Annotated in this window: 15 protein-coding genes and 1 tRNA gene; 14 read left to right on the top strand and 2 right to left on the bottom strand. The window is 74.0% G+C overall.

From position 1 onward, the window contains the following. Window positions 1–3: 3 nt before the first annotated feature. The 11 genes from ACFY3L_RS12495 to ACFY3L_RS12445 all read left to right on the top strand — a co-directional run bounded on the left by ACFY3L_RS12495 (window position 4) and on the right by ACFY3L_RS12445 (window position 13906). Window positions 4–79: transfer RNA gene (locus ACFY3L_RS12495), tRNA-Gly, on the top strand. Window positions 80–114: 35 nt separating this feature from the next. Continuing rightward, window positions 115–1392 carry an SDR family NAD(P)-dependent oxidoreductase gene (locus ACFY3L_RS12490; protein ID WP_389322020.1) on the top strand — a complete coding sequence of 426 codons (1278 nt, stop codon included), beginning with the start codon at window positions 115–117 and terminating at the stop codon, window positions 1390–1392. Next, entirely contained in the window at window positions 1386–2498 is a 1113-nt protein-coding gene (locus ACFY3L_RS12485; protein ID WP_389322018.1) for a gala protein, read from the top strand. Before ACFY3L_RS12490 ends, ACFY3L_RS12485 begins: the two co-directional genes overlap by 7 nt. Further along, a complete protein-coding gene (locus tag ACFY3L_RS12480) occupies window positions 2495–4093 on the top strand; it encodes an ankyrin repeat domain-containing protein (RefSeq protein WP_389322016.1) in 1599 nt (532 codons plus the stop codon). Before ACFY3L_RS12485 ends, ACFY3L_RS12480 begins: the two co-directional genes overlap by 4 nt. Beyond that, window positions 4090–5499: a hypothetical protein gene (locus tag ACFY3L_RS12475; protein ID WP_389322014.1), complete on the top strand. Its 1410-nt coding sequence runs from the start codon at window positions 4090–4092 to the stop codon at window positions 5497–5499. The genes ACFY3L_RS12480 and ACFY3L_RS12475 overlap by 4 nt, the downstream gene beginning before the upstream one ends. 292 nt (window positions 5500–5791) lie before the next feature. Next, window positions 5792–7186 (top strand): hypothetical protein, encoded by a 1395-nt coding sequence (locus ACFY3L_RS12470; protein ID WP_389322012.1) that lies wholly within the window; start codon window positions 5792–5794, stop codon window positions 7184–7186. Window positions 7187–7379: 193 nt separating this feature from the next. Next, on the top strand, window positions 7380–8567 hold the full coding sequence (locus ACFY3L_RS12465) for an AAA family ATPase (protein ID WP_389322010.1): 1188 nt from the start codon (window positions 7380–7382) through the stop codon (window positions 8565–8567). A 1175-nt stretch (window positions 8568–9742) separates the two neighbouring features. After that, window positions 9743–11047 carry a VWA-like domain-containing protein gene (locus tag ACFY3L_RS12460; protein ID WP_389322008.1) on the top strand — a complete coding sequence of 435 codons (1305 nt, stop codon included), beginning with the start codon at window positions 9743–9745 and terminating at the stop codon, window positions 11045–11047. 65 nt (window positions 11048–11112) lie between these two features. After that, window positions 11113–11793: a hypothetical protein gene (locus ACFY3L_RS12455; RefSeq protein ID WP_389322006.1), complete on the top strand. Its 681-nt coding sequence runs from the start codon at window positions 11113–11115 to the stop codon at window positions 11791–11793. Then, window positions 11790–13250, top strand: coding sequence for a histidine kinase (locus tag ACFY3L_RS12450; protein WP_389322004.1), 1461 nt, complete (start codon window positions 11790–11792; stop codon window positions 13248–13250). Before ACFY3L_RS12455 ends, ACFY3L_RS12450 begins: the two co-directional genes overlap by 4 nt. Further along, the gene (locus ACFY3L_RS12445) at window positions 13238–13906 is read left to right on the top strand and encodes a response regulator (RefSeq protein WP_389322002.1); all 669 of its coding nucleotides are present in this window, start codon (window positions 13238–13240) and stop codon (window positions 13904–13906) included. Before ACFY3L_RS12450 ends, ACFY3L_RS12445 begins: the two co-directional genes overlap by 13 nt. Before the next feature lie 299 nt (window positions 13907–14205). Here ACFY3L_RS12445 and ACFY3L_RS12440 read toward each other — a convergent pair whose 3' ends face one another. Further along, the gene (locus ACFY3L_RS12440) at window positions 14206–15141 is read right to left on the bottom strand and encodes an SDR family oxidoreductase (RefSeq protein ID WP_389322000.1); all 936 of its coding nucleotides are present in this window, start codon (window positions 15139–15141) and stop codon (window positions 14206–14208) included. Between the two features lie 84 nt (window positions 15142–15225). On the opposite strand from ACFY3L_RS12440, the gene ACFY3L_RS12435 reads away from it, so the two are divergent. Next, window positions 15226–15855 carry a TetR/AcrR family transcriptional regulator gene (locus ACFY3L_RS12435; RefSeq protein ID WP_389321998.1) on the top strand — a complete coding sequence of 210 codons (630 nt, stop codon included), beginning with the start codon at window positions 15226–15228 and terminating at the stop codon, window positions 15853–15855. 58 nt (window positions 15856–15913) lie between these two features. Continuing rightward, window positions 15914–16828 (top strand): proteasome assembly chaperone family protein, encoded by a 915-nt coding sequence (locus tag ACFY3L_RS12430; RefSeq protein WP_389321996.1) that lies wholly within the window; start codon window positions 15914–15916, stop codon window positions 16826–16828. A 1245-nt stretch (window positions 16829–18073) separates the two neighbouring features. On the opposite strand, the gene ACFY3L_RS12425 is transcribed toward ACFY3L_RS12430, so the two are convergent. Then, window positions 18074–20065, bottom strand: coding sequence for an FAD-dependent oxidoreductase (locus ACFY3L_RS12425; RefSeq protein ID WP_389321994.1), 1992 nt, complete (start codon window positions 20063–20065; stop codon window positions 18074–18076). 83 nt (window positions 20066–20148) lie between these two features. Between ACFY3L_RS12425 and ACFY3L_RS12420 the strand changes: the two genes are divergently transcribed. Next, window positions 20149–20979, top strand: coding sequence for a phosphoribosylaminoimidazolesuccinocarboxamide synthase (locus ACFY3L_RS12420; protein WP_389321992.1), 831 nt, complete (start codon window positions 20149–20151; stop codon window positions 20977–20979). Window positions 20980–21012 lie beyond the last annotated feature (33 nt).

Below are 21012 nucleotides of genomic sequence, written 5' to 3'. Positions count from 1 at the left end.
CGGTGGGCCGTAGCGCAGAGGTCGACGCACCGCTTTGCCAGAGCGGAGGACGCCGGTTCGATTCCGGCCGGTCCACCCACACGTTTCCTTGCGGCCAGGGGCTAGGCTCTGCCGGTGCCTCGTCTGGACCCCTCCGACGTCGCGGCGTGCCTGCGTGTGCTCGCCGCGCTCAACGGCGCGGACGACGACGACCCGTCGGCCCAGGCGGTCCGCGAGGCGGTCGTCAGTTCGTACAAGAGCCGCAAAAAACACCAGAAGAGCGCCCGCAAGGCCGAGAGCAACGCCCATGACCTGCGGCTGCTGACCGGCAGCACCGAGCAGGACGACGAACTGCTGCGGGCCCGGCGCTGCTACGTGTGCAAGCAGCACTACCGCACGGTCGACCGGGCGTATCCGCTGATGTGCCGGCCCTGCTCGACCGGCAACACGGCCCGCCGCACGGCCCGCTGCGACCTGCGCGGCCGGCGCGCGCTCGTCACCGGCGGGCGGATCAAGATCGGCTACCAGACGGCGCTGAAGCTGCTGCGCGACGGCGCCGACGTCATCGTCACCACGCGCTTCCCGCACGACGCGGCCCGCCGGTTCGCCGCGGAGAGCGACTTCGCCGACTGGCGCGGCCGGCTGCGGGTGCACGGCGTCGACTTCCTCGACCTGCCCGCCGTCGTGGGCCTCGTCGACGCGGTCACCGAGCAGTGGGGCCACCTCGACATCCTCGTCAACAACGCGGCCCAGACCATCTCCCGGCCGTACGAGTACCACCGGTCCCTTCGTGCGGCGGAAACCGAGCAGGCATCGCTCGAACAATGCGTGCCGGTCGTCCCGGCGACGCAGGTCCCGGCGCTGCGCTCCACAGTGGACTACTTCCCCGCCGGCATGGTCGACGAGACCGGTGAGCAGCTCGACCTGCGCCCCGTCAACAGCTGGGTGCTGCACCTGCACGAGGTCACCCCGCGGGAGTGGATGGAGGTGCAGGTCGTCAACGCGTTCGTGCCGTTCCTGCTCACCGCCCGGCTGCGCCCGCTGATGCTCGCGTCGCCGCACCCCGACCGGTACGTCGTGAACGTCTCGGCGATGGAGGGCAGCTTCAGCCGCCGCAACAAGACCAGCCGGCACCCGCACACCAACATGGCCAAGGCCGGCCTCAACATGCTGACCCGCACGATCGCCGAGGACTACGCCCGTGACGGCATCCACGTCACCAGCGTCGACACCGGCTGGGTCACCGACGAGCGGCCGCAGGGCACCAAGGAGGCCTTCCACGAGGCGGGCTTCCGAGTGCCGCTGGACGTGGTCGACGGCGCCGCCAGGGTGTACGACCCGATCATCCGCGGCGTGCACGGCGACCGGATCTCCGGCGTCTTCCTCAAGGACTACCAGGTGGTGCAGTGGTAGACATCGCTTGCCCGGTGCTCGCGGCGCCGGCCGTGCCGCAGGCCGACCTCGCCGGCCTGTCTCCCCTCCTCCAACGGCTGCGCGACCCCGAGCCGGTCCGGGAGACCGAGCGCTTCCCGCTGGGCACGCTGCAGCCCGACGGCCGGGTCGACCTGTGCAAGCAGGGCCTCGGCGCGGCCGGCGTCACCCAGGTCCTCGACCGGGTCGTCGGGTCCCCGCACGCCGTGCACCTGCTGCTGGGCACCAACGGGCTCGGCGCCCCGGGGACCGCCGCCCTCGCCGAGGGCCTGCCGGAGGGGCATCGGGTCGAGACGCTGTACCTCGGCTGCAACGCGATCGACGCGGCCGGCGCCGCACCGTTGTTCGAGCGGCTCGCCGGCGACGACCGGGTGCGGGCGCTGTGGCTCAAGCGCAACCCGCTCGGCGACGAGGGCGTCTCGGCGCTCGCGGAGACGCTGCGCCGCAACACGACCATCGACACCGTCGACCTGGTCAACACCGGCCTGACGACCGCGGGCCTGGCGGTGCTCGTCGACGCGCTCGCCGCCCGGCCGGCCCCGGTGACCCGGGTGTTCCTCGGCGGCAACGGCCTCGGCCCGTCGGCGGGGCCGCTGCTCGCCCGGCTGCTGCGTGACGCCGGGGTCCGCGGCCTGTTCCTGGCCGCGAACCGGCTGGGCGACGACGGCGTCCTGCCGGTCGTCGAGGCGATGCACGGCAGCGACATGACGCTGGGCCTGGGCGGCAACGGGCTCACCACGCACACCGTCGCCGGGCTCGCACCACGGCTGCCCATGCTGGACAGCCTGGACCTGAGCCGCCCCCAGTCGCTGCGGGTGCTCGGTGCCACCGACAACCTGGTCGGTGACGACGGCGCCGCGCTCCTCGCCGACGCGCTGCCCGGCACCCGGCTGCGCCGCCTCGACCTGCGCCACACCGGCGTCGGCGGCCGCGGCGCGAAGGCGCTCCTCGCGGCGCTCCCCCAGACCGCCCTGACCCGCCTCGCGCTCGGCCCGGACGTCCCGCGCCGCGTGAAACGGGCCATCAGCGCGCTGCTCCCGGCCGCCGACAGGCAGCCGGGCAGCGAGATCGTGAGCGTGTACCGGTGACGACCCTGACCCGAGCGGGCGCCGGCAACTGGCGGCGGATCCGGCGCTGGGCGACGCCCCCGTCGATGATCCGGGCGGCGACGCAGGCCCGGCTCGCCGGCGACTGGCGCGCCGCGTGCGCCGCCGCGAACCTCGACGTCGAGCTCGACGACGGCCAGGCGAAGCTGTTCGAGGACGACCTCGCCCACTTCGCCCCGGACCTGCTGCGCTGGCACCTGCCGCGCAAACCGGCCCGCGGTGACACCCACCTGGACGCCCGGCAGGTCATGCACCTGGCCGGCGACGGGCCGGCGCTGTACGTCGGCGGCACCCGCCTCGGGTTCGGCTCGCAGCGGCTGCGCCTGTTCGCCACCGACGAGCCGCTCGACAGCGACGACTGGGACGACTGGGAGTGGGACGACGGCCCGCGGCCGTTCCACGCGCTGCACGACTACCGGACCCGCCGGCACCTCTGGGACGCCCGCGAGTCCGGCCGGCTCCTCGAGGGCTGCGGCTGGACGCACCTGCCGTTCCACGACCCGGCCGGCCGCCCGCTGCCGGAGGCGGCGTGGGGGGACACGGAGCAGGTCCTGGCGCTGCACGACGCCGGACAGTTCCGGGAGGCGTGGCAGGCCGCCGGCGCCGACGTGCCCGAACTGCCCGACGACGGCAGCCACTGGAACACGCGGATCCTGCGGCGGCTGTGGCGCGGGTTCCTCGGCGAGCACCGCGCCGTCCTCGACGCCGCCCGCGCCCGCCGCGCCGACGCCGCCGGGATCGTCTTCGGCTGGAACTACGTGCTGAAGCTGACCGGCTTCGACGACCAGCGGCTCACCGGCGAGTGGGTGGGGACCGGCTACCGGGACCGCGACGCCGACTGGCACCTGGACGCCCGCCCGTACGAGCGGCCCATCGACGCCGAGCTCGTCCGCACCGGCACGATCCCCGTGTCGTGGCTGCACCCACTCGTGCACGCCGCGTTCTTCCCCGAGGCCGAGGCACCCTCGCCGCGGGTGGGCGCGACGGCGGTGCCCGAGGCGCGGCTGCGCTGCCGTGACGGCGCGTGGCATCACGTACGGATGGCCGGCGGCCGCTTCGAGATCCCCCACTCCGACGAGGAGCGCCGCCGCGAGCAGGCCCTCCTCGCGCTCGGCGGCGAGGTGCACGGCTGCATCGCCGCCGAACGGGACTGGCGCGACCCCCACGCGAAGCTCCCCCGCGCCCTGCACGAGCTGCGCCGCGACCTCATGCTGCGGGCCCAGCACGGCGACCTGCCCGGCGTCGTGGAGCTCCTCGACGCGGGCGTCGACCCGCACGCCCGCGACCCGCACGGCCGGACGCTGCTGCACCACATCAGCGGCCTGATGGCGGCGCCGGACGACCTGACGCTCTTCGACCGGCTGATCGGCCTCGGGCTCGACGTCCACGCCCGGGACCGGCGGGGCATGACGCCGCTGCAGACCGCCGTGTACGACACCGGATCCGCCGAGCTCGTCCGCGCCCTGCTCGCCGCCGGGGCCGACCCGGACGGCGAGGACGACAACGGCGTCTCCGTCGCCGACACCCTGGACCGGTTCGGCCGCCCCGAACTGAAAACCCTGCTGCAGTCGCGGTGAGGGCGCTGCGCACGGCGCGGCGGTTCGCGGTGCCCCGCTGGATGATCGAGCGGGCGACGCGGTGCCGGCTCGCCGGGGACTGGCGGGGTGCGTGCGACGCGGCCGGCGTCGACGTCGGCCTCGACCTGGCCCGGATCGGGCGCGACCACGGCGCCGCGGTCGCCGCCGCGGTCGAGGACGACCTGCTGCACCTAGCGCCGGACCTGCTGCGCTGGCACCTGTTCCAGACACCGGCGCCGGGCGCGGTGACCCTCGCGGCGCACGGGCGGCACGCGCTGCTGGTCCGGCGGCGGCACCCCGGCACGCCCAGCCAACGGCTCGAGCTCGGGTTCGCCGAGCCGGACGGCTACCCGCCGTTCGCGCTCGACGGCGCCCGTGAGCGGTGGGACAGCCGGCGCACCGGCGAGCTGCTCGACCGCTGCGGCGGCTACGACGGGCACCTGCCGTTCCTCACCGCGTCCGGCGACCGCCTGCCGGAGGCGGCGTGGGGCGGCCCGGAGCGGATCATCGCCCTGCAGGACGCCGGTGACTGGGCCGCCGCCTGGACCCTCGCCGGGTTCGACGTCGGGCCGCTGCAGGCGGCCATCGGCAAGGGACGCTGGGTCGGCAGAGCGATGCGCGAGCGGCGGCACGACCTCACCGGGCTGCGGGCCGCCGTCGCCGCCGTGTTCGCCGCGGGACGGCACCGGGCCGGCGTCCCGCTCGGCCTCTCCCCGGACACCTCGCTCACCGTCGACGCCGACCTGCGGGTCTCGTACGGCACGTCGTCGCCCCTGCCGCCGATGGTGCCGGTCGTGCGCGCGGAACGGGCGGTGGACTTCGACCTCGTACGCCACGGGATCCTGCCGCTGGAGCACCTGCACCCGCTCGTCGGCGACGCGCTCTTCCCCGACCTCGCCGGGCTCTTCGACGGGCCGCCCGAGACGGTCCCCGACCTGGCGCCGGTCCGGGTGCGGTGCCAGGGCGAGTGGCACATCCTCGGCAGCCACGAGCACACCGCCGAGGAGATGCGGCGCGAGCTGGCGCTGCGGGCGCTCGGCGGGGCGCCGCTGCGCGGATGCTTCGCCGCGCAGGCCGGTTGGCGCGACCCCGACGCGTGGACGCCGAAGGCGCTGCGCCTGCGCCGCCGCGACATCGTGCTGCACGCGGTCAGCGGCGACGGGCCGGCGATCGTCGCGTGGCTCGACGCGGGCCTCGACCCGCACCTGCGCGACCATGAGGGCCGGACGCTGCTGCACCTGCTCGCGTGGCTGCCGGACCCCGGGCCGGTCGTCGCGCGGCTGCGGCACGCGGGCCTCGACCCGCACGCCCGCGACAAGGCCGGCCTCACCCCGCTCCAGCACGCCCGCGACCGCGGCGGCACACCGGCGGCGATCCGGGCCCTGGAGGAGCTGGGCTGCACATGATCCTCCGGTACGCCGTGCTCCCGGCCATGATCCGGTGGGTGACCGCGGCCCGGCTCGCTCACCCCGGCAGCAACCTACTCCGTCGACCAATCGGCCCCTCCTCGGATAAATCCAGGCGCAAGCGCCCGGATTTATCCGACATTTCGTATTTGTCGGGCAGGAGCTCGGCCTGGCGGGGCTCTGTCTCCACCGGCTCCGCCCGCAGCCGGTGCCTTGACAGGCCGACCGGTCTCCCGGGAAGCGAGGCCGGACGCCTGCGCCTCGATCACTGTCCGGGCCGGGGTGGTGCCTGATGTGGCGGCGTGAGCTGGCGGCCGCGCGGTGGACGCGGCGGTTCGGGGTGCCGGCGTGGATGATCGAGGCGGCGGCGGAGCGGCGGGCCGCCGGGGACTGGCGCGGTGCGTGCGCGGCGGCCAGGGTCGACATCGACCTCGACCTGGCGGGGATCGGGCGCGGCGACGGCTGGGACGTCGCGGCGCGCGTCGAGGACGACCTGCGGCACCTCGTGCCGGACCTGCTGCGCTGGCACCTCGACCCGGCCCGGCCCGTCACCGTCCTGAGCGGTCACGGCGACCGCGCGCTGTTCGTGCGGCGGCGCGAGCCCGAGCGGCTGTCGCTGCGCTACGGCGCGGTGCCGGCCGGCTCGTCGCGGAGTTCGCTGGTGTACAGCCGGGCGCTGTGGGACGACCGGTACACCGGCATCCTCGGCGGCGGGAGGCCGGTGCCGTTCCTCGACGGCGCGGGACACCGGCTGCCGCCGGAGCGCTGGGGGCTCGCCGAGCACGTCATCACGCTGCAGGACGCCGGTGACTGGATCGGGGCGTGGCGGCTCGCCGGCTTCGACCTCCAGCCGCTCCTGCAGCGCCGGTCCGACCTGCGCGCGTCGGTCCGCACGCCGTCGCGCGGACCGGCCCGCGGGACGTGGCGGCTCGACCTGACCGGGCTGCCCGCCGCGATCCGGTCGGCCGGGGCGGCGGAGGCGCTCATCGATCACGTGGACGGGGCGTACACCACCCTGATCCGCGACATGACGGTCAGCGGCTCGCCCTCGCCGGAGGCGGCAGGGCTGCGGCTGCCGGCGCCGCTCGTCGAACGGCCCGCCGACGTCGACCTCGTCCGCCTCGGGATGCTGCCGGCGAGCGCGCTGCACCCGCTGGTCGGCGCCGCCCTCTTCCCCGAGCTGCGGTGCATGCCGCCGTCGCCGGTGCCGGACACGGGCCCCGTCCGGGTCCGCCGCGACGGCGCCTGGCGGCTCACCGACCCCGCGGACGCGGGCTGGCACGACCCCTTGGCCGCGTTGCCGAAGCAGCTCCGGTTGCGTCATGCCGCGTTGGTACGACTGGCGCGCCACGGCGACGCCCCGGCCCTGTCGGCGTGGCTGGCGGGCGGCGGTGACCCGTACTTCCGCGACGGCAACCGCAGGACGATGCTGCACCTGCTCGCGTGGGTGCCCGACGCCGAGACGCTGCTGCTGGACCTTCTCGCCGCCGGCCTCGACCTGGAGGCCCGCGACGCGTCCGGCATGACGCCGCTGCTGTTCGGGGTGGCGCACGGCGGGTCCGCCGGGACGATCCGGGCGCTGGCGACGATGGGCGCCGACGTGGACGCCGTCACGTTCGCCGGCCTCGGGTGGGCCGACCTGGCGCGGGTCTCGGGGCGGCTCGACGAGCTGTCGTTCCTGGGCTGACCGGGTCGCGCTGCTGGGGGCGATCGGGTCGGTGATCGGGTCGCGTTGCCGGGGGCTATCGGGTCGCGTTGCTTGGGGTGACCGGGTCGCGTTGCTTGGGGAAATCGGGTCGCGTTGCTTGGGGTGACCGGGTCGCGTTGCTTGGGGAAATCGGGTCGCGGAATTGTCGTACCCGGGGGATACCGTGTCGCGCATGACCGCAGAACCAACGGCGCTGACCCTGCTCGCCGCGGCCGACGAGCTGCTCGCCGCGACGCGTTCGACCCGCGTGGAGCGACGCGACAACACACAGCTCGAGGCCCTGGCACTGGCCGTCTCCGCCAACCTGCCGGTCCTGCTGTGGGGCGAGCCCGGCATCGGCAAGTCCTCGGCGCTGCAGCAGCTCGCCGACCGGCTCGACGTGCCGATGGAGACGGTCATCGCCAGCATCCACGAGCCGTCCGACTTCGCGGGCCTGCCCGTCGTCGGCGACGACCCCGCCACGCAGGGCGTGCCGATGGCCCCGCCCGACTGGGCCGTCCGGCTCGCCAAGCGCGGCTATGGGCTGGTCTTCTTCGACGAGCTGTCCTCCGCCCCGCCCGCCGTGCAGGCCGCGCTGCTGCGCGTCGTCCTGGAGCGGCGCGTCGGCAGCCTCGAGCTCCCGCCCGCGGTCCGCGTCGTCGCCGCCGCCAACCCACCGGCGAGCGCCGCCGACGGCTGGCACCTCAGCCCGCCCCTGGCCAACCGGTTCGTCCACCTGCACTGGACCCACGACCCCGCCGTCGTCGCCCGCGGCCTCGCCGGCACCTGGCCCACCGCTGACATCCCCCGCGTCGACCCGCGCAAGGGCGCGTCGGCGCTCGCCAGGGCCCGCGGCACGCTGTCCGGGTTCCTCACCGCCCGCCCCGGCCTCGCCCACCACCTGCCCGCCGACGCCGAGGCCCGCGGCGGCGCCTGGCCGTCCCCGCGCACCTGGGAGATGGCGCTGCGCCTGCTCACGTTCGGCATGGCCAGCGACGCCAGCCGCGCCGCCCTGTCCACCGCCCTCGTCGGCGCCATCGGCGACGGCGCCGGCCTCGAGCTGGTCAACTACCTCGACGAGCTCGACCTCCCCGACCCCAACCGCGTCCTCGCCAACCCCGACGCCTTCCAGCTCCCCGCCCGCGGCGACCGCCAGCTCGCCTTCCTCACCGCCGTCGTCTCCGCCGTCCAGAGCAACACCACCCGCGAGCGCTGGGAAGCCGGCTGGACCGTCCTGAGCAAGGCCGTCGAGGCCGGCGTCCCCGACGTCGCCGCCCGCGCCGCCTCCGACCTCGCCGGCATGCGCAAACCCGCCTGGCCGGTGCCCGCCACGATCGACGCCTTCATCGACATCCTGAGCCTCTCCGGCGCCCTCCGATGACCACCACACCCCCGACGCGCGCGGTCGGCCCATCTCCCCCAGCAAGTGCGTCCGGCCCACCGCCTCAGGCGGGCGCGGCCGAGCTGGCGTCTCAGGCCGATCCGGCCGGGCTGGCGTCTCAGGCGGGCGCGGCCGGGCTGGCCGGCCAAGCGTCTCAAATCGGGGCGGCCGCTCTACGGTCTCAGACCGGCACGGCGGGTCCACCGCCTCAGGCGGACGCAACCGGCCCAGCGTCTCAAACGGGGGCGGCCGGTCCACCGTCTCAACCCAGCGCTGCCGGTCCACCGCATCAGGCGGACACGACCAGTCCACCATGCACGGCAGAGGTCGAGGCGACACACCCTGACTCAAAGCCACCGGCGTCCGGCTCCCCCTCACACACGCAACCAGCGCCACCGGCACCCACCCAGGCACCCCTGCCCGCGGGGACACAGCGACCACCATCCGCGCCCGCAACGCCACAAGTGATGCCATCCGCCGCCCCGGCAACGCACACCAATCCGTCCGCGTCCGTAGCACCATCCGCGCCCGCGACACCGCAAGCAACACCATCCGCCACCGCGACGCAGGCGACACCATCCGCCACCGCGACGCCGTCGGCCACCCCGACAACGCGCACCAATCCGTCCGCGTCCGCAACAACGCCCGTGTCCCGGACACCGCAAGCAACACCATCCGCCACCGCGACGCAGGCGACACCATCCGCGCCCGCAACGCCGTCGGCCACCCCCACAACGCGCACCAATCCGTCCGCGTCCGCAACACCATCCGCGCCCGCGACACCGCTAGCAACACCATCCGCCACCGCGACGCAGGCGACGCCATCTGCGCCCGCACCAACGCGGCCGACGTCATCTGCTTCCGCAACGCCGCAAGCGACACCATCCGTCACCGTGACGTCGCAGGCGGCACCGTCTGCGCCCGCGACGCCGCAAGCGACACCACCCACGTCCGCGACGACGCAGGCGGCACCGCCCGCGTCCGTAACGGCGCAGGCAACGCCGTCTGGCAGCGCGGCGACGGAGGTGGCATCGGCCGTGGCCACGGCTGGGCCGGCGTCTGCGCCATCGCCGCGCGCGCACCCGGTGTCTGCGGCCGGCTTGCCGGTCTCTTCACATCCGCGCCCACAACTGGCGTCGTCCGCGCCGGCGCTGGCTGACCAGACGCTGCCGTCCTTGGCGGCGGCGGAGGTGCCGCCCTCCGAGTCCGGGGTGGCGCAGGAGGCATCGTCTCCCGGCACGGGGGCGGCGGGCGTGCTGCCGGGGTCGCCTCCTCCTGGGCCGTCGGCAGGGGCGGCGCAGGCGTTGGATCGGACGAAGCTGCTCGCGGCGCGGTACAAGGCGGCGATGCTGCGACCGTACCTGGCGACGGCGTTGTACGCGTTGTCGGTCGTGCCGAGCCGGCACCTGGCGACCATGGGGGTCGACCGGCGGTGGCGGTTGTACGTGTCGCCGGAGTTCGTGCACGCGCACAGCGTCGAGGAGCTGGCCGGGGTTTGGGTGCACGAGGTGGCGCACCTGCTGCGTGACCATCACGGGCGGGCGGACCGGCTGCCGGCGGGTGACCGTGGCGACCACCTGCGGGTCAACCTCGCGCAGGACTGCGAGATCAACGACGACCTGGTCGCGGACAAGCTGGTGCTGCCGGCGTCGCGGGTGGAGCCGGCGACGTTCGGGCTGCCGGAGGGGCGGCTGTTCGAGGAGTACCTGGCCGGGATCCCGCACACGCACGCGCACCAGGTGCAGTGCGGGTCGGGGGCGCACGGCATCCCGGTCGCGGGTGAGGTCGGTGACGCTGCCGGCCCCGGCGTCCGGGACGTGGAGGCGGTGGCGATCCGGCGGCAGACCGCCGACGCCATCCGGGCGCACGTGCGGTCGCGCGGCACCGTGCCCGGGGGCTGGCAGCGGTGGGCGGACGAGATCGCCGAGCCGGTCGTCGACTGGCGGCGGCTGCTGACCGGGGCGTTGCGGCAGGCGGTGGCGTGGGCGAGCGGCGCCGTCGACTACACGTACGCGCGGCCGGGGCGGCGGACGGGGGCGATGCGCGGGGTGGTGCTGCCGAGCCTGCGCCGGCCGCTGCCGCGGGTTGCGGTGGTCGTCGACACGTCCGGCTCGATGGGCACCGACGACCTGGCGGCGGCGCTGAGCGAGGTGACCGGCGTGCTGCGTACCGTCGGCATCCGCGGCAACCGGGTCACCGTCGTCGCCTGCGACGCCGACGTGCACGCGGTGACGCGGGTGGTGAAGGCGGAGCAGGTCGAGCTCGGCGGTGGCGGCGGCACCGACATGCGGGTCGGGATCGCGGCGGCGCTGCGGTCGCCGGACAAGCCGCAGATCGTGGTCGTCCTCACCGACGGCGGGACGCCGTGGCCCGACGAGCCGACGGGGTGCCGGCTCATCGCCGGGCTGATCGGAGCGAACCCTCCGCTGCCGCCGTCGTGGGTGGAGTCGGTGCACATCACAACGACCAATGGCGGCTGATCCAGGTGTACGCGACGACTTTCGGAGACTGTCCCGCCGCGGTGCGGCTGCCTACCGTGAGGCGTATGGCAGAACACGAGCTGGGATTGTCCCGCGCCGACAAGTGGCTGATCGGCGCCGGGTTCCCGCTGGCCGGGGTCGCCGCCGGCTGGGCGTTGCCGCTGCTGGCGCGCTGGCTGCTGAGCCTGCCGTGGGTGCCGTTCGGAGGGCCGGTCCGGCTCGTGGCGGCGCTCGACCACGGGTTCGGGCGGGTCGCGCTGGTGGCCGCCGGGCTGCTGCTCGGGGTGGTGTTCGTGGTCGTGGCGGTGCACGAGACGCTGCGGGTGACCGTCGCCGACAGCGAGCTGCGGTTGCGGCTCGGCGACGCCGCCTGGGTGGTGCGCCGGGAGGACGTGTCGGCGGTGTTCGTCGACGGGCGGCTGCTCGTCGTGCTGGACCGGGACTCGCGGCAGGTGGTGCGGGAGCGGCTGGAGAAGGCCGGCGACCCGCACGTGGCGGAGGCGTTCCGGGCGCACGGGTACCCGTGGCAGAAGGAGGACCCGTTCGGGGAGCTGTTCCGGCGGTGGGTGCCCGACCTGCCGGACCTGCCGGCCGCGGTCAACGCGGTCCTCGCCGCCCGGGCGGTGGCGCTGACCAGCAAGAGCACCACTGACGCCACCGAGCTGCGCGACGAGGTCCAGAAGCTGGGGTACACGGTCCGCGACGACGGCACCACACAGCACTGGCGTCCCCTGGTGCGCTCATGAAGGCGCGCAACCTCGTCGTCGACGCGACCGTCTTCGTCATCTCGGCGCTGACGATGGTGGTCGCCGCGGCCTCCGGGCTGGACAGCGGTGCCCTCAGCGACGAGCGGCTGCTGCTGTCGACGGCCGTGACCGTGCCGGCGTTGGTGCTGATCTGGTGGCGGCGGCGCTGGCCCGTACAGGTGGCGCTCCTGCTGCTCATCCCGGCGGCGCTCACCGACTTCGTCGGCGGGGCGGCGATAATCGCGGTGTTCACGGTCACGGTGCACCGGCCGTTCCGGGTGGCGTTGGGGGTCGCCGTCGCGCACCTGCTGGTGCCGGTCCCGCTGATGCTCCGCTATCCGGACCCTGACCTTCAGGTCGTGGGCAACGCCACGGCCATGGCCCTGGTCACGTGCATCGTCCTGGCGTGGGGGTCGACGGTGCGGGCGCGGCGGGAGCTGATCGCGTCGCTGCGGGACCGGGCCGTGCGCGCCGAGACGGAGGCCGAGCAGCGCGCCGATCTGCTGCGCGGTCTGGAGCGGGAGCGGATCGCCCGCGAGATGCACGACGTGCTCGCCCACCGGATCTCGCTGATCAGCCTGCACGCCGGCGCCCTGGAGATCCGCCGCGACCTGTCGCAGGAGCAGGTCGCCGAGGCGGGCGGCACCATCAGGGCGAGCGCGCGCCAGGCGATGGAGGAGCTCCGGGAGATCCTCGGCGTGCTGCGCAGCAGCGACGCCGACGAGCTGCGGCCGCGCCAGGACCTCGCCGACCTGGACGAGCTGATCGAGGAGGTGCGCAGGGCCGGCACCCCCGTCGACCTCGACAACCGGCTCACCGCCGGCGGTGACACAGGGCCGGAGACGCTGCCGGCGGCGGTGAACAGGACCGCGTTCCGCCTCGTGCAGGAGGGCCTGACCAACGCCCGCAAGCACGCGCCCGGCGCCACCGTCGCGGTCCGCCTCGACCGCACGAGCCAGGGCGAGCTGCACGTGCTACTGCGCAACCCGCTGCCGGCCGTCCCGGTGCGCCCCGCGCTGCCGGGGTCGCGGTCGGGTCTCGTCGGCCTGGCCGAGCGCGTCACCCTTGCCGGCGGCCGCCTCGAACATGGCCCCCGCCGCACCGTCCCGAGCCTGCGGTACACCACAGCGCCGCAGTCCGACCCGGCGCCACAGTCCGGCGCGGCCCAGGAGTCCGGCGCGGCCCAGCAGTCCGACCCGGCGCCACAGTCCGGCGCGGCCCAGCAGTACGGCGGGGCACGGCAGTCCGGCCTGGTCCAGCAGCTCGGCGAGGCAGAGCAGGTCGGTGGGGCGCAGCAGTCCGCCGCTGCAGAGCGGGTCAGCGGGGCGCAGAAGGTCGGCGCGGCAGAGCAGTCCAGCGCGGGTCCGCAGGTCAGTGGGGGTCCAGGGCACGCCGGGGCGGGGGACGGTGGCGAGGTCGGGTTTCACCTCGAGGCGTGGTTGCCGTGGCGGGGGTGATCCGGGTCGTGGTCGTCGACGACGACGCGCTGGTGCGGGCCGGGCTGGCGATGGTCCTCGGCGGGGATCCTGAGCTGGAGCTCGTCGGGGAGGCGGGCGACGGTGTGGAGGCCGTCCAGGTGGCACGGGCCAGCCACCCCGACGTGATCCTCATGGACATCCGGATGCCACGGATGGACGGGCTCGCCGCCCTCGAGGCGCTGCGGGCCGGAGGGGTGCCGGGGTCCGTGGTGGTGCTGACGACGTTCGACACGGATGAGCACGTGCTGCGGGCGTTGCGGCTCGGGGCGCACGGGTTCCTGCTCAAGGACACGCCACCGCTGGCGATCCTGGACGCGGTGCGGCGGGTCGCGGCCGGCGAGCAGATGCTGTCACCGGCCGTGGTACGACGGCTCGTCGACCACGTGGTCCGCGACGACACCGCCGAGCGGCGCGCGGTCGCGGAGAGAGCCCTGGACGCGCTGACCCCGGCGGAACGCAAGGTCGCCGACGCCGTCGCCGAGGGCCGCTCCAACGCCGAGATCAGTGCGGCGCTGCTGATGAGCGTGGCCACCGTGAAGACGTACGTGTCGCGCATCCTCGGCAAGCTCGGCTGCACCAACCGCGTCCAGATCGCCATCATGGTCCACGAAACGCGCACCACCCGCGGCAGCTGACCACCGGGCGGTCCGCTCGGTGGTGGCTGCGGCCGCCGCTGACCCCGGCGGGAACGGTCCGGCCACCACGGGGTGCCCAGGTCGCGGGCCACGCAGGCCGCGGGCGTACTGACCGGCGACCTGCCAGACGCCCGCGGTCAGCCGTGGAAGGGCCGGCGAGGGCGGGCGCCCACATCGCGGCGTGCTGATCTACCGGCGCCCGCGGTCCGTCGCGGAAAGAGGCGGCCGGAGCGGGTATGCACCGCCGAGCTGCCCGACGCCCGCGATCTGGCGCGGAAGGGGCGGCCGGTGGTGGGGGTTCAGCGGTGGTAGCGGTCGGCGATGAAGCCCGGCGTGGGTGGCTCGGCGAGCACGGGCACGTCCGTTGCGGGCAGGCCGGGGGCGGTGTTGGCGCCGAAGCCGCGGCGCAGGGTGCGGACCTGCTCCTCCATGGCGGGGACGCTGGTGCGCGCCTGGCGTTCGATGACGCGCTCGGACAGGCGGCTGTTGACCATGGTGCGCAGCCAGTACACGAGGGCGACGCTGCGGGGGACGAAGACCTTGCGGCGGCGGTGTTCGAGGGCGGAGACGAAGGCCTCGGCGCAGCGCTCCACCGACGTGGTCGAGCCCAGCGGCGGCGGCAGCTTGCGCAGCGTCTCGCGGAAGGTGGGCATGTCGTCCTGGGCGTCGCGGACGAGGTCGGTGTCGATCCACGACGGGTGGGCGGTGCCGACGCGGACGCCGTGGTGGGCGACCTCCAGGCGCAGGGCGTTGCCGAAGTGCTCGACGCCCGCCTTCGACGCGCAGTACGGCGCCATCCCCGGCAACGCGGCGAACGACGCCGCCGACGCGACGATGAGCAGGTAGCCACGGGACTCGATGAGGTGCGGCATGACGGCGGCGGCGGTGCGCATGACCCCGACGAGATTGACCTCGACCGTTCGTACCAACGCCTCGATGTCACCGGTGGCCACGGTGCCGCGGCTGGCGACGCCCGCGTTGGCCACGACGGCGTCGATGCGGCCGTGGGCGGAGACGGCGCCCTCGACGGCGGCTGCGAGACTGGTCTGGTCGGTGACGTCGCAGGGGAACCACGCCGCGTCGAGGTCCGCGGCGACGGCGGCGAGGCGGTCGGGTTCGAGGCCGACGAGGACGACCTTGGCGCCGCGGGCGGCCGCGATGCGGGCGGTGTGCTCCCCGATCCCCCGGGCGGCTCCGGTGATGAGCACCACCTGGCCGGACAAGCTGTGCTGCACCGTAGGGCCTCCCGTCCGCGGTACCGTCCAGTACCAGGCAAACTAACACCCACGGACATTCTGGCGAAAGGCCGAGGCAGGCGCATGACGAGCACGAGAACCGCCGAGGAGGTCCGCGCGGCACTGACCGGCGGGCTGGCGGCGGCGATCGCGGACAAGGGCTACGCGGCGACGACGATCGCCGACGTGGTCATGCACGCGCGGGTGTCGAAGCGCACGTTCTACGAGCACTTCACCGACAAGGAGGCGTGCCTCATGGCGCTGTACGAGCAGGGCTGCGTGCACCTGCTCGCCGTCGTGCGCAGCGCCGCGACCAGCACCGACCGCAGCGGGGACGCCGGCTGGAAGGCGATGGTCAACGACGGGGTGACCGCGTACCTGAACGCGTTGGAGAGCATGCCGGCGGTCACCCGCACGCTGCTGGTGGAGATCCAGGCGGCCGGCCCGAAGGCGTACCGGCTGCGGCAGCAGATGCAGCGCCGGTTCGCCGATACGCTGGTAGAGGTGGTCGATGCGGCGCGGGCCGCCGACCCGGCCATCCCCGAGCTGTCCCAGCTGCTCGCGATCGCGCTGGTGGGAGGGGTGCACGAGATGATGCTGCAGGTCTCCGACCCGTACACGGGAGCCGGGCCGTCGTTCACGTCGCTCGCGCCGGCCGTCGACGAACTGGTCTACGCGATCCTCACGAATCCCTGGTCCGCCGGGATGGAATGATCGAGCGCACCCGCGAGTTGCGTTTCTTGCAATCGTTGTTCAAGGAGGCTGCGTTCCGGTGCTCAACCCCAGCGAGCTCTACACGCTCACCGAGGACCCGCCGGCCGTCGACCGGCCGGTGCTCGTGCACGCGCTGACGGGCTTCGTCGACGCCGGCAACGCGAGCCGCCTCGCCCGCGAACACCTGCTGACGATCGGCTCGCCGCGGACCGTGGCGACGTTCGACCTCGACCAGCTCTACGACTACCGCAGCCGGCGCCCGGCGATGCTGTTCGTCGAGGACCACTGGGAGCACTACGAGCAGCCGCGCCTGCTCCTGCGCGTCCTGCGCGACGCGACCGGCACCGAGTTCCTGCTGCTCGACGGCCCCGAGCCGGACCTGCAGTGGGAGCGGTTCACGGCCGCGGTCATCGAGCTGATCGAGCGCTTCGACGTGCGGGCGACGGTCGGCCTCACCGCGATCCCGATGGCCGTGCCGCACACCCGCCCCACCGGCGTGACCGCCCACGGCACGAGCCGGGACCTGATCGCCGGGTTCGAGCCGTGGCTGCAGCGCGTCCAGGTGCCCGGCAGCGTCGGCAACCTCCTCGAGTTCCGCATCGGCCAGCAGGACCGCGACGCGTTCGGCTTCGCCGTGCACGTGCCGCACTACGTGGCGCAGGCGGAGTTCCCGTCGGCGGCGGAGAAGTTGCTCGCCTGCATCTCCGAGTCGACCGGCCTGCAGCTGCCCACCGACGAGCTGCACGCCGCCGCCGAGTCGGTCCGCGCCGAGATCGACGTGCAGATCGCCCAGGCCGACGAGGCCGCGTCGCTGGTGCGGGCCCTGGAGGAGCAGTACGACGCGTACACCCGCGGCCGCCAGGGCAACAACCTCCTGGCCGACTCCCCCGCCCCGCTCCCGACGGCGGACGAGATCGGCGCGGAGCTGGAGCGCTTCCTCGCCGAACAGACCCGCAACGACGAGAACCCGTAGCCCCTCCGCCACGGTGCGCGACGCCCTCTCGCACCGTGGCGGCCCTGGTGGGAATATGGAAACTACGGTCGGTCACGACCCCGGAGATCGACTTGTTGGGCGGGTGTAGGGTTGCTTTGCAGCGGTCACCCCGGCACCCAGCAGTCGAAGCCTGTGCCAGCAGCGAGCGAGACGGTCCAGCCACAGGGCCGCCAGCGATCAGTACCGGACGTATCCGCCAGCCATCACGCGCGGACAAACCCGTCAGCGTCGGCGACGTAGCCGTTGATCCGCCGGGTGCGGGACGGGCGGGCCAGGCCGGGCGGCGGGCCAGGCCGGGCGCGCGGGCCAGGCGGGTGTGGGTCCTGCGACGACGTGGCCGCGGATCTGCCTGGGGTGGATCTGGCCCGGGGTGGATCAGCAGATGCGGGTGCGGGTGCGGGTTTGCGTCTGACCCGCGGCGGACGGTCGGACGGGTCCGGGACGAGCGAGTCTTGAGACGACTGGGCGCGAACTGAGCTTGTCAGCGAAGGCGCGGGCTCGCGAGGCAGCCAACGCCAAGCTGCGGGCCAGGCGCAACAAGTCCGTCAGTGGTCAGGCGGACGAATCTGGCGGTGTCAATCATGACCTGGCCGTTGGTCTCCCGCGCGCGGATCAGGCAGGAACGAATTCTGCCCAACGCAGATCAAGCAGGCGCGGATCAAGCGGGCGGATCAAGCTGCCACGGGACGAGCTGCGGCATGGAACGAGCTGGGGGCGGACCAGCGCTGCCACGAGTCCAGGCGCTGGGTGCCCTGGGTCGGTGGGCAGGACGAATCGCCAGTGGCCGGGCGCGGACGGATCTGGCGGCAGCGATGACGTGGGCGTTGGTCCGCCCCGTTCGGATCAGGCGGGTGCGGATCAGGCGACGGCGTAGCCGCTGATCTGCCCGGCGTGGATCAAACGGCGCGGGACGAGTGGGTCCGGGAGTAGCCGCGCGCGGGCCAGGCGGGTGCCGGGGCCGAGCGGGTGCGGGAACCCGCCGGCGTGGGACGAGCAAGTTGCGGGACCAGGCGGGCGCGGAACGAGCACGGTGCGGGACCAGGCAAGCGCGGAACAAACAAGGCCGAGACCAGGCGAACGCGGAACCAGGCGGGCGTGAGGCGAGCAGGGTGCGGGACGAGGTCGCCGGCGAAGGTGGGGCCGGTCCGTACGGGGCGGACCGGCGGCCACGAGTCCGGGTGCCGGCCGGACGACAGCGTCGGGTCGAGCGAGTCCGCCAGGGGGTCAGGCGCGGACGAATCTGGCGGCGTCGGCGATGACGTAGCCGTTGGTCTGTTCGGTGCGGATCAGGACGGAGCCGGCGCTGCCGGCGGTGAACTGGAACGTGCCGAGGGGCATCCACTGGCCGCCGGAGGTGCGCTGGTCGACGGTGTGGGTGGTGACGCCGCCGGTGTGGACGACGTCGACTGGGACGTTGCTGGCCCGGTTCGTGTGGGCCGTCCAGCGCAGCTGCACCGTCCAGGCGCCTGAGGACGGCAGCGACGGCGTGAAGCGGAGGCGGTTCACGCCCTTCGCGGTGTTGTTGTCGTGCTCGTAGTCGCTGCCGTAGTAGCCGGCGATCGAGGTGCTCGGGAGCCAGGTGCCGGCGCGGGTCACGCCCGCGCCGCGGGAGTCGATGATGACTTCGGCGCCGGCGGAGATGTCGATGCGCTGGCCCAGGTCGCGGAGCAGGGACTGCAGCGTGGAGATGTTCACCCGCTGCACGGGCACGCCGGTCGTCAGGGCGAGCCGGGCCGCCACCGCCGCCGACTGGCCGAGGACCATGAAGACGGGTTCCATGCGGATCGAGCCGTACGCGATGTGGCTCGCCGACAGGCAGACCGGGACCAGCAGGTTCGCGCACTGCGCCTCCACCGGGACGATCGAGCGGAAGCTCACCTGGTAGGGGCCGGGCACCCCGACCTGCACGTCGCCCTCGTTCTTCGCGACGCCGGACACCACGAGCCGCTGGCAGTTGTGGGAGTCCATCGTGTAGCTGGCGAGGCCCACCGAGTCGGGGACGGTCGCCGCGCCCCGGCAGTTGTGCTCGGTCATGACGTACGAGGAGACCATCCGGCGGGCCTCCCGCACGTACAGCATCGGCGGCCAGGACCCGGTCGCAGTGAACTCGTCGGGTGCGGGGCCCCAGGCCGCCGTGGCGGAGCGGATCGTCGCCGGGACGCGGGGGTCGTTGGCCAGGAACCACATGAGGCCCTGCTGGTAGGTGCGGTGGTCGGCGACGATGGCGTCCCGGACGGCGAACGAGGCCGTCGGATAGCTCCACGAAGCGCCGATGTGGTCGGTGGAGAAGGCGCCGTCGTTGTTCGAGTCGGTCTTGCCGCCGCCGACGTCGACCGTGTTGAAGAAGGGTCCCGTGTAGCCGGCGTCGATGTAGCGCAGCAGCAGCGCGTAACGGCCCGCGTCGTAGCCTGCGGGGCGCTGCCACGGGAGCCGGTTCGTGGCGCTGGTCAGGCACATGCGGAAGTTGTACGCCTGGACCCGGTCGTCGGCGGTGCCGTTCGGTGCGAGGGTCGCGGCGGAGACGCCCGGCAGCAGCCCGCTGCCCGGGTTTCCCGGGGTCACGTACGGGTCGACCGGCCTGACGAACTGGTGCTTGTCGCGCAGCTGGACGCCGTTGACGCTCTCGCCGTAGGCGGCGTTGCCCTCGCGTCCGAGGGTCGTCGCCACGCCGGCCTTCGCCATCAGGTCGCCCTCGTAGCTGGCGTCGACGTACATGAGGCCGCGGTACACCTGACCGTCCTCGGTGGACAGTTCGACGATGCGGTTGCCGGCCTTCGTGACGGTGGCGAGCCGCCGGCCCAGCTGGACGGTGACGCCGGCCTCGGCGAGGAGGTCGGCGAAGACGGCGGCGGCGACGTGGGGCTCGAACTTGAACCGTGCCGGCGATGTCGGGGTGACCGGTGTGCCGGCGTATTTCGCGTGGACGCGGCGGTAGAACTCGTGCGAGAGGCCGCCGATCGCGGCGGTGTTGCCGGTGTCGGTGGCGCCGAGGCCGGCGGTGGTCATCCCGCCGACGTGCGTGCCCGGGTCGATCACCACCGCGGTGCCGCCCGACCGCTGGAACTGGACGGCGGCCGCGAGACCGCCGGGCGTCGCACCGTAGACGACGAGATCCGCGCTGACGACGGCCGCGGACGCGCGGACGCCGGGGCCGAGCACCACGGCACCGGTGCCGAGCGCGCCGGCGACGATGAGCTGACGACGGGTGTGCGGCATGAGAGGGCTCCTCCGGGCAACCACAACGGAGGGGTCGCCGCACCCCTGAGATCGAAGGAAGTCTAGGCGTTAGGCTGGCCGGCGTGAAGCTGTTGCATTCGGGCAAGGTCCGCGACGTGTATCTGGACGGCGACGACCTGATCCTGGTCGCGTCCGATCGCATCTCGATCTACGACGTGGTGCTGCCCACCCCGATCCCCGACAAGGGCGCGGTCCTGACCCGCCTGTCGCTGTGGTGGTTCGAGCAGCTCGCCGACATCGTGCCCAACCATGTGCTGTCCGCGACCGACGTGCCCGCCGAGTTCGCCGGCCGGGCCATCCGCTGCCGCCGCCTCGACATGGTCCAGGTCGAGTGCATCGCCCGCGGCTACCTGACCGGTCTCGGTCTCAAGGAGTACGTCCGCGACGGCGCCGTGAGCGGCGTCACGCTCCCGCCCGGCCTGGTCGAGGCCGACCGCCTGGAGCAGCCGATCTTCACCCCGACGACGAAGGAAGCCGTCGGCGTGCACGACGAGTTCATCACGTTTGACGACGTGGTCGAGCGGCTCGGCAAGGAGCAGGCGGAGGAGCTGCGCGACCTGACCTTGCGCGTCTACGCCCGCGGCCGCGACATCGCCGCCGAGCGCGGCATCATCGTCGCGGACACCAAGCTCGAGTTCGGCCGCACCGCCGACGGCACCCTGATGCTCGCCGACGAGGTCCTCACCCCCGACTCGTCCCGCTTCTGGCCGCTCGACGAGTGGGAGCCGGGCCGCACGCAGTTCTCCTTCGACAAGCAGTCCGTCCGCGACTGGTCCCGGGACGCCGGCTGGGACCAGACGGCGCCCGGTCCCGAGGTCCCCGCCGATGTCGTCGAGCGCACCCGTTCGCGATATGTCGAGGTGTACGAGCGGCTGACCGGCCTCCCCTTCTGAACCTCCGGCAAGGACCCCGGCAAGGACCTCGGC

The sequence above is a fragment of the Dactylosporangium sp. NPDC000521 genome (assembly GCF_042898305.1).
Taxonomy (GTDB): Bacteria; Actinomycetota; Actinomycetes; order Mycobacteriales; family Micromonosporaceae; genus Dactylosporangium.
This window is presented reverse-complemented; position numbering and strand designations above follow the sequence as displayed.

Excerpts from the sequence above, each read along its gene's own strand:
- ACFY3L_RS12455 (WP_389322006.1), top strand. The coding sequence starts at position 11,113 with ATGGCAGAACACGAGCTGGGATTGTCCCGCGCCGACAAGTGGCTGATC.
- ACFY3L_RS12450 (WP_389322004.1), top strand. The coding sequence starts at position 11,790 with ATGAAGGCGCGCAACCTCGTCGTCGACGCGACCGTCTTCGTCATCTCG.
- ACFY3L_RS12465 (WP_389322010.1), top strand. The coding sequence starts at position 7,380 with ATGACCGCAGAACCAACGGCGCTGACCCTGCTCGCCGCGGCCGACGAG.
- ACFY3L_RS12470 (WP_389322012.1), top strand. The coding sequence starts at position 5,792 with ATGTGGCGGCGTGAGCTGGCGGCCGCGCGGTGGACGCGGCGGTTCGGG.
- ACFY3L_RS12435 (WP_389321998.1), top strand. The coding sequence starts at position 15,226 with ATGACGAGCACGAGAACCGCCGAGGAGGTCCGCGCGGCACTGACCGGC.
- ACFY3L_RS12425 (WP_389321994.1), bottom strand. The coding sequence starts at position 20,065 with ATGCCGCACACCCGTCGTCAGCTCATCGTCGCCGGCGCGCTCGGCACC.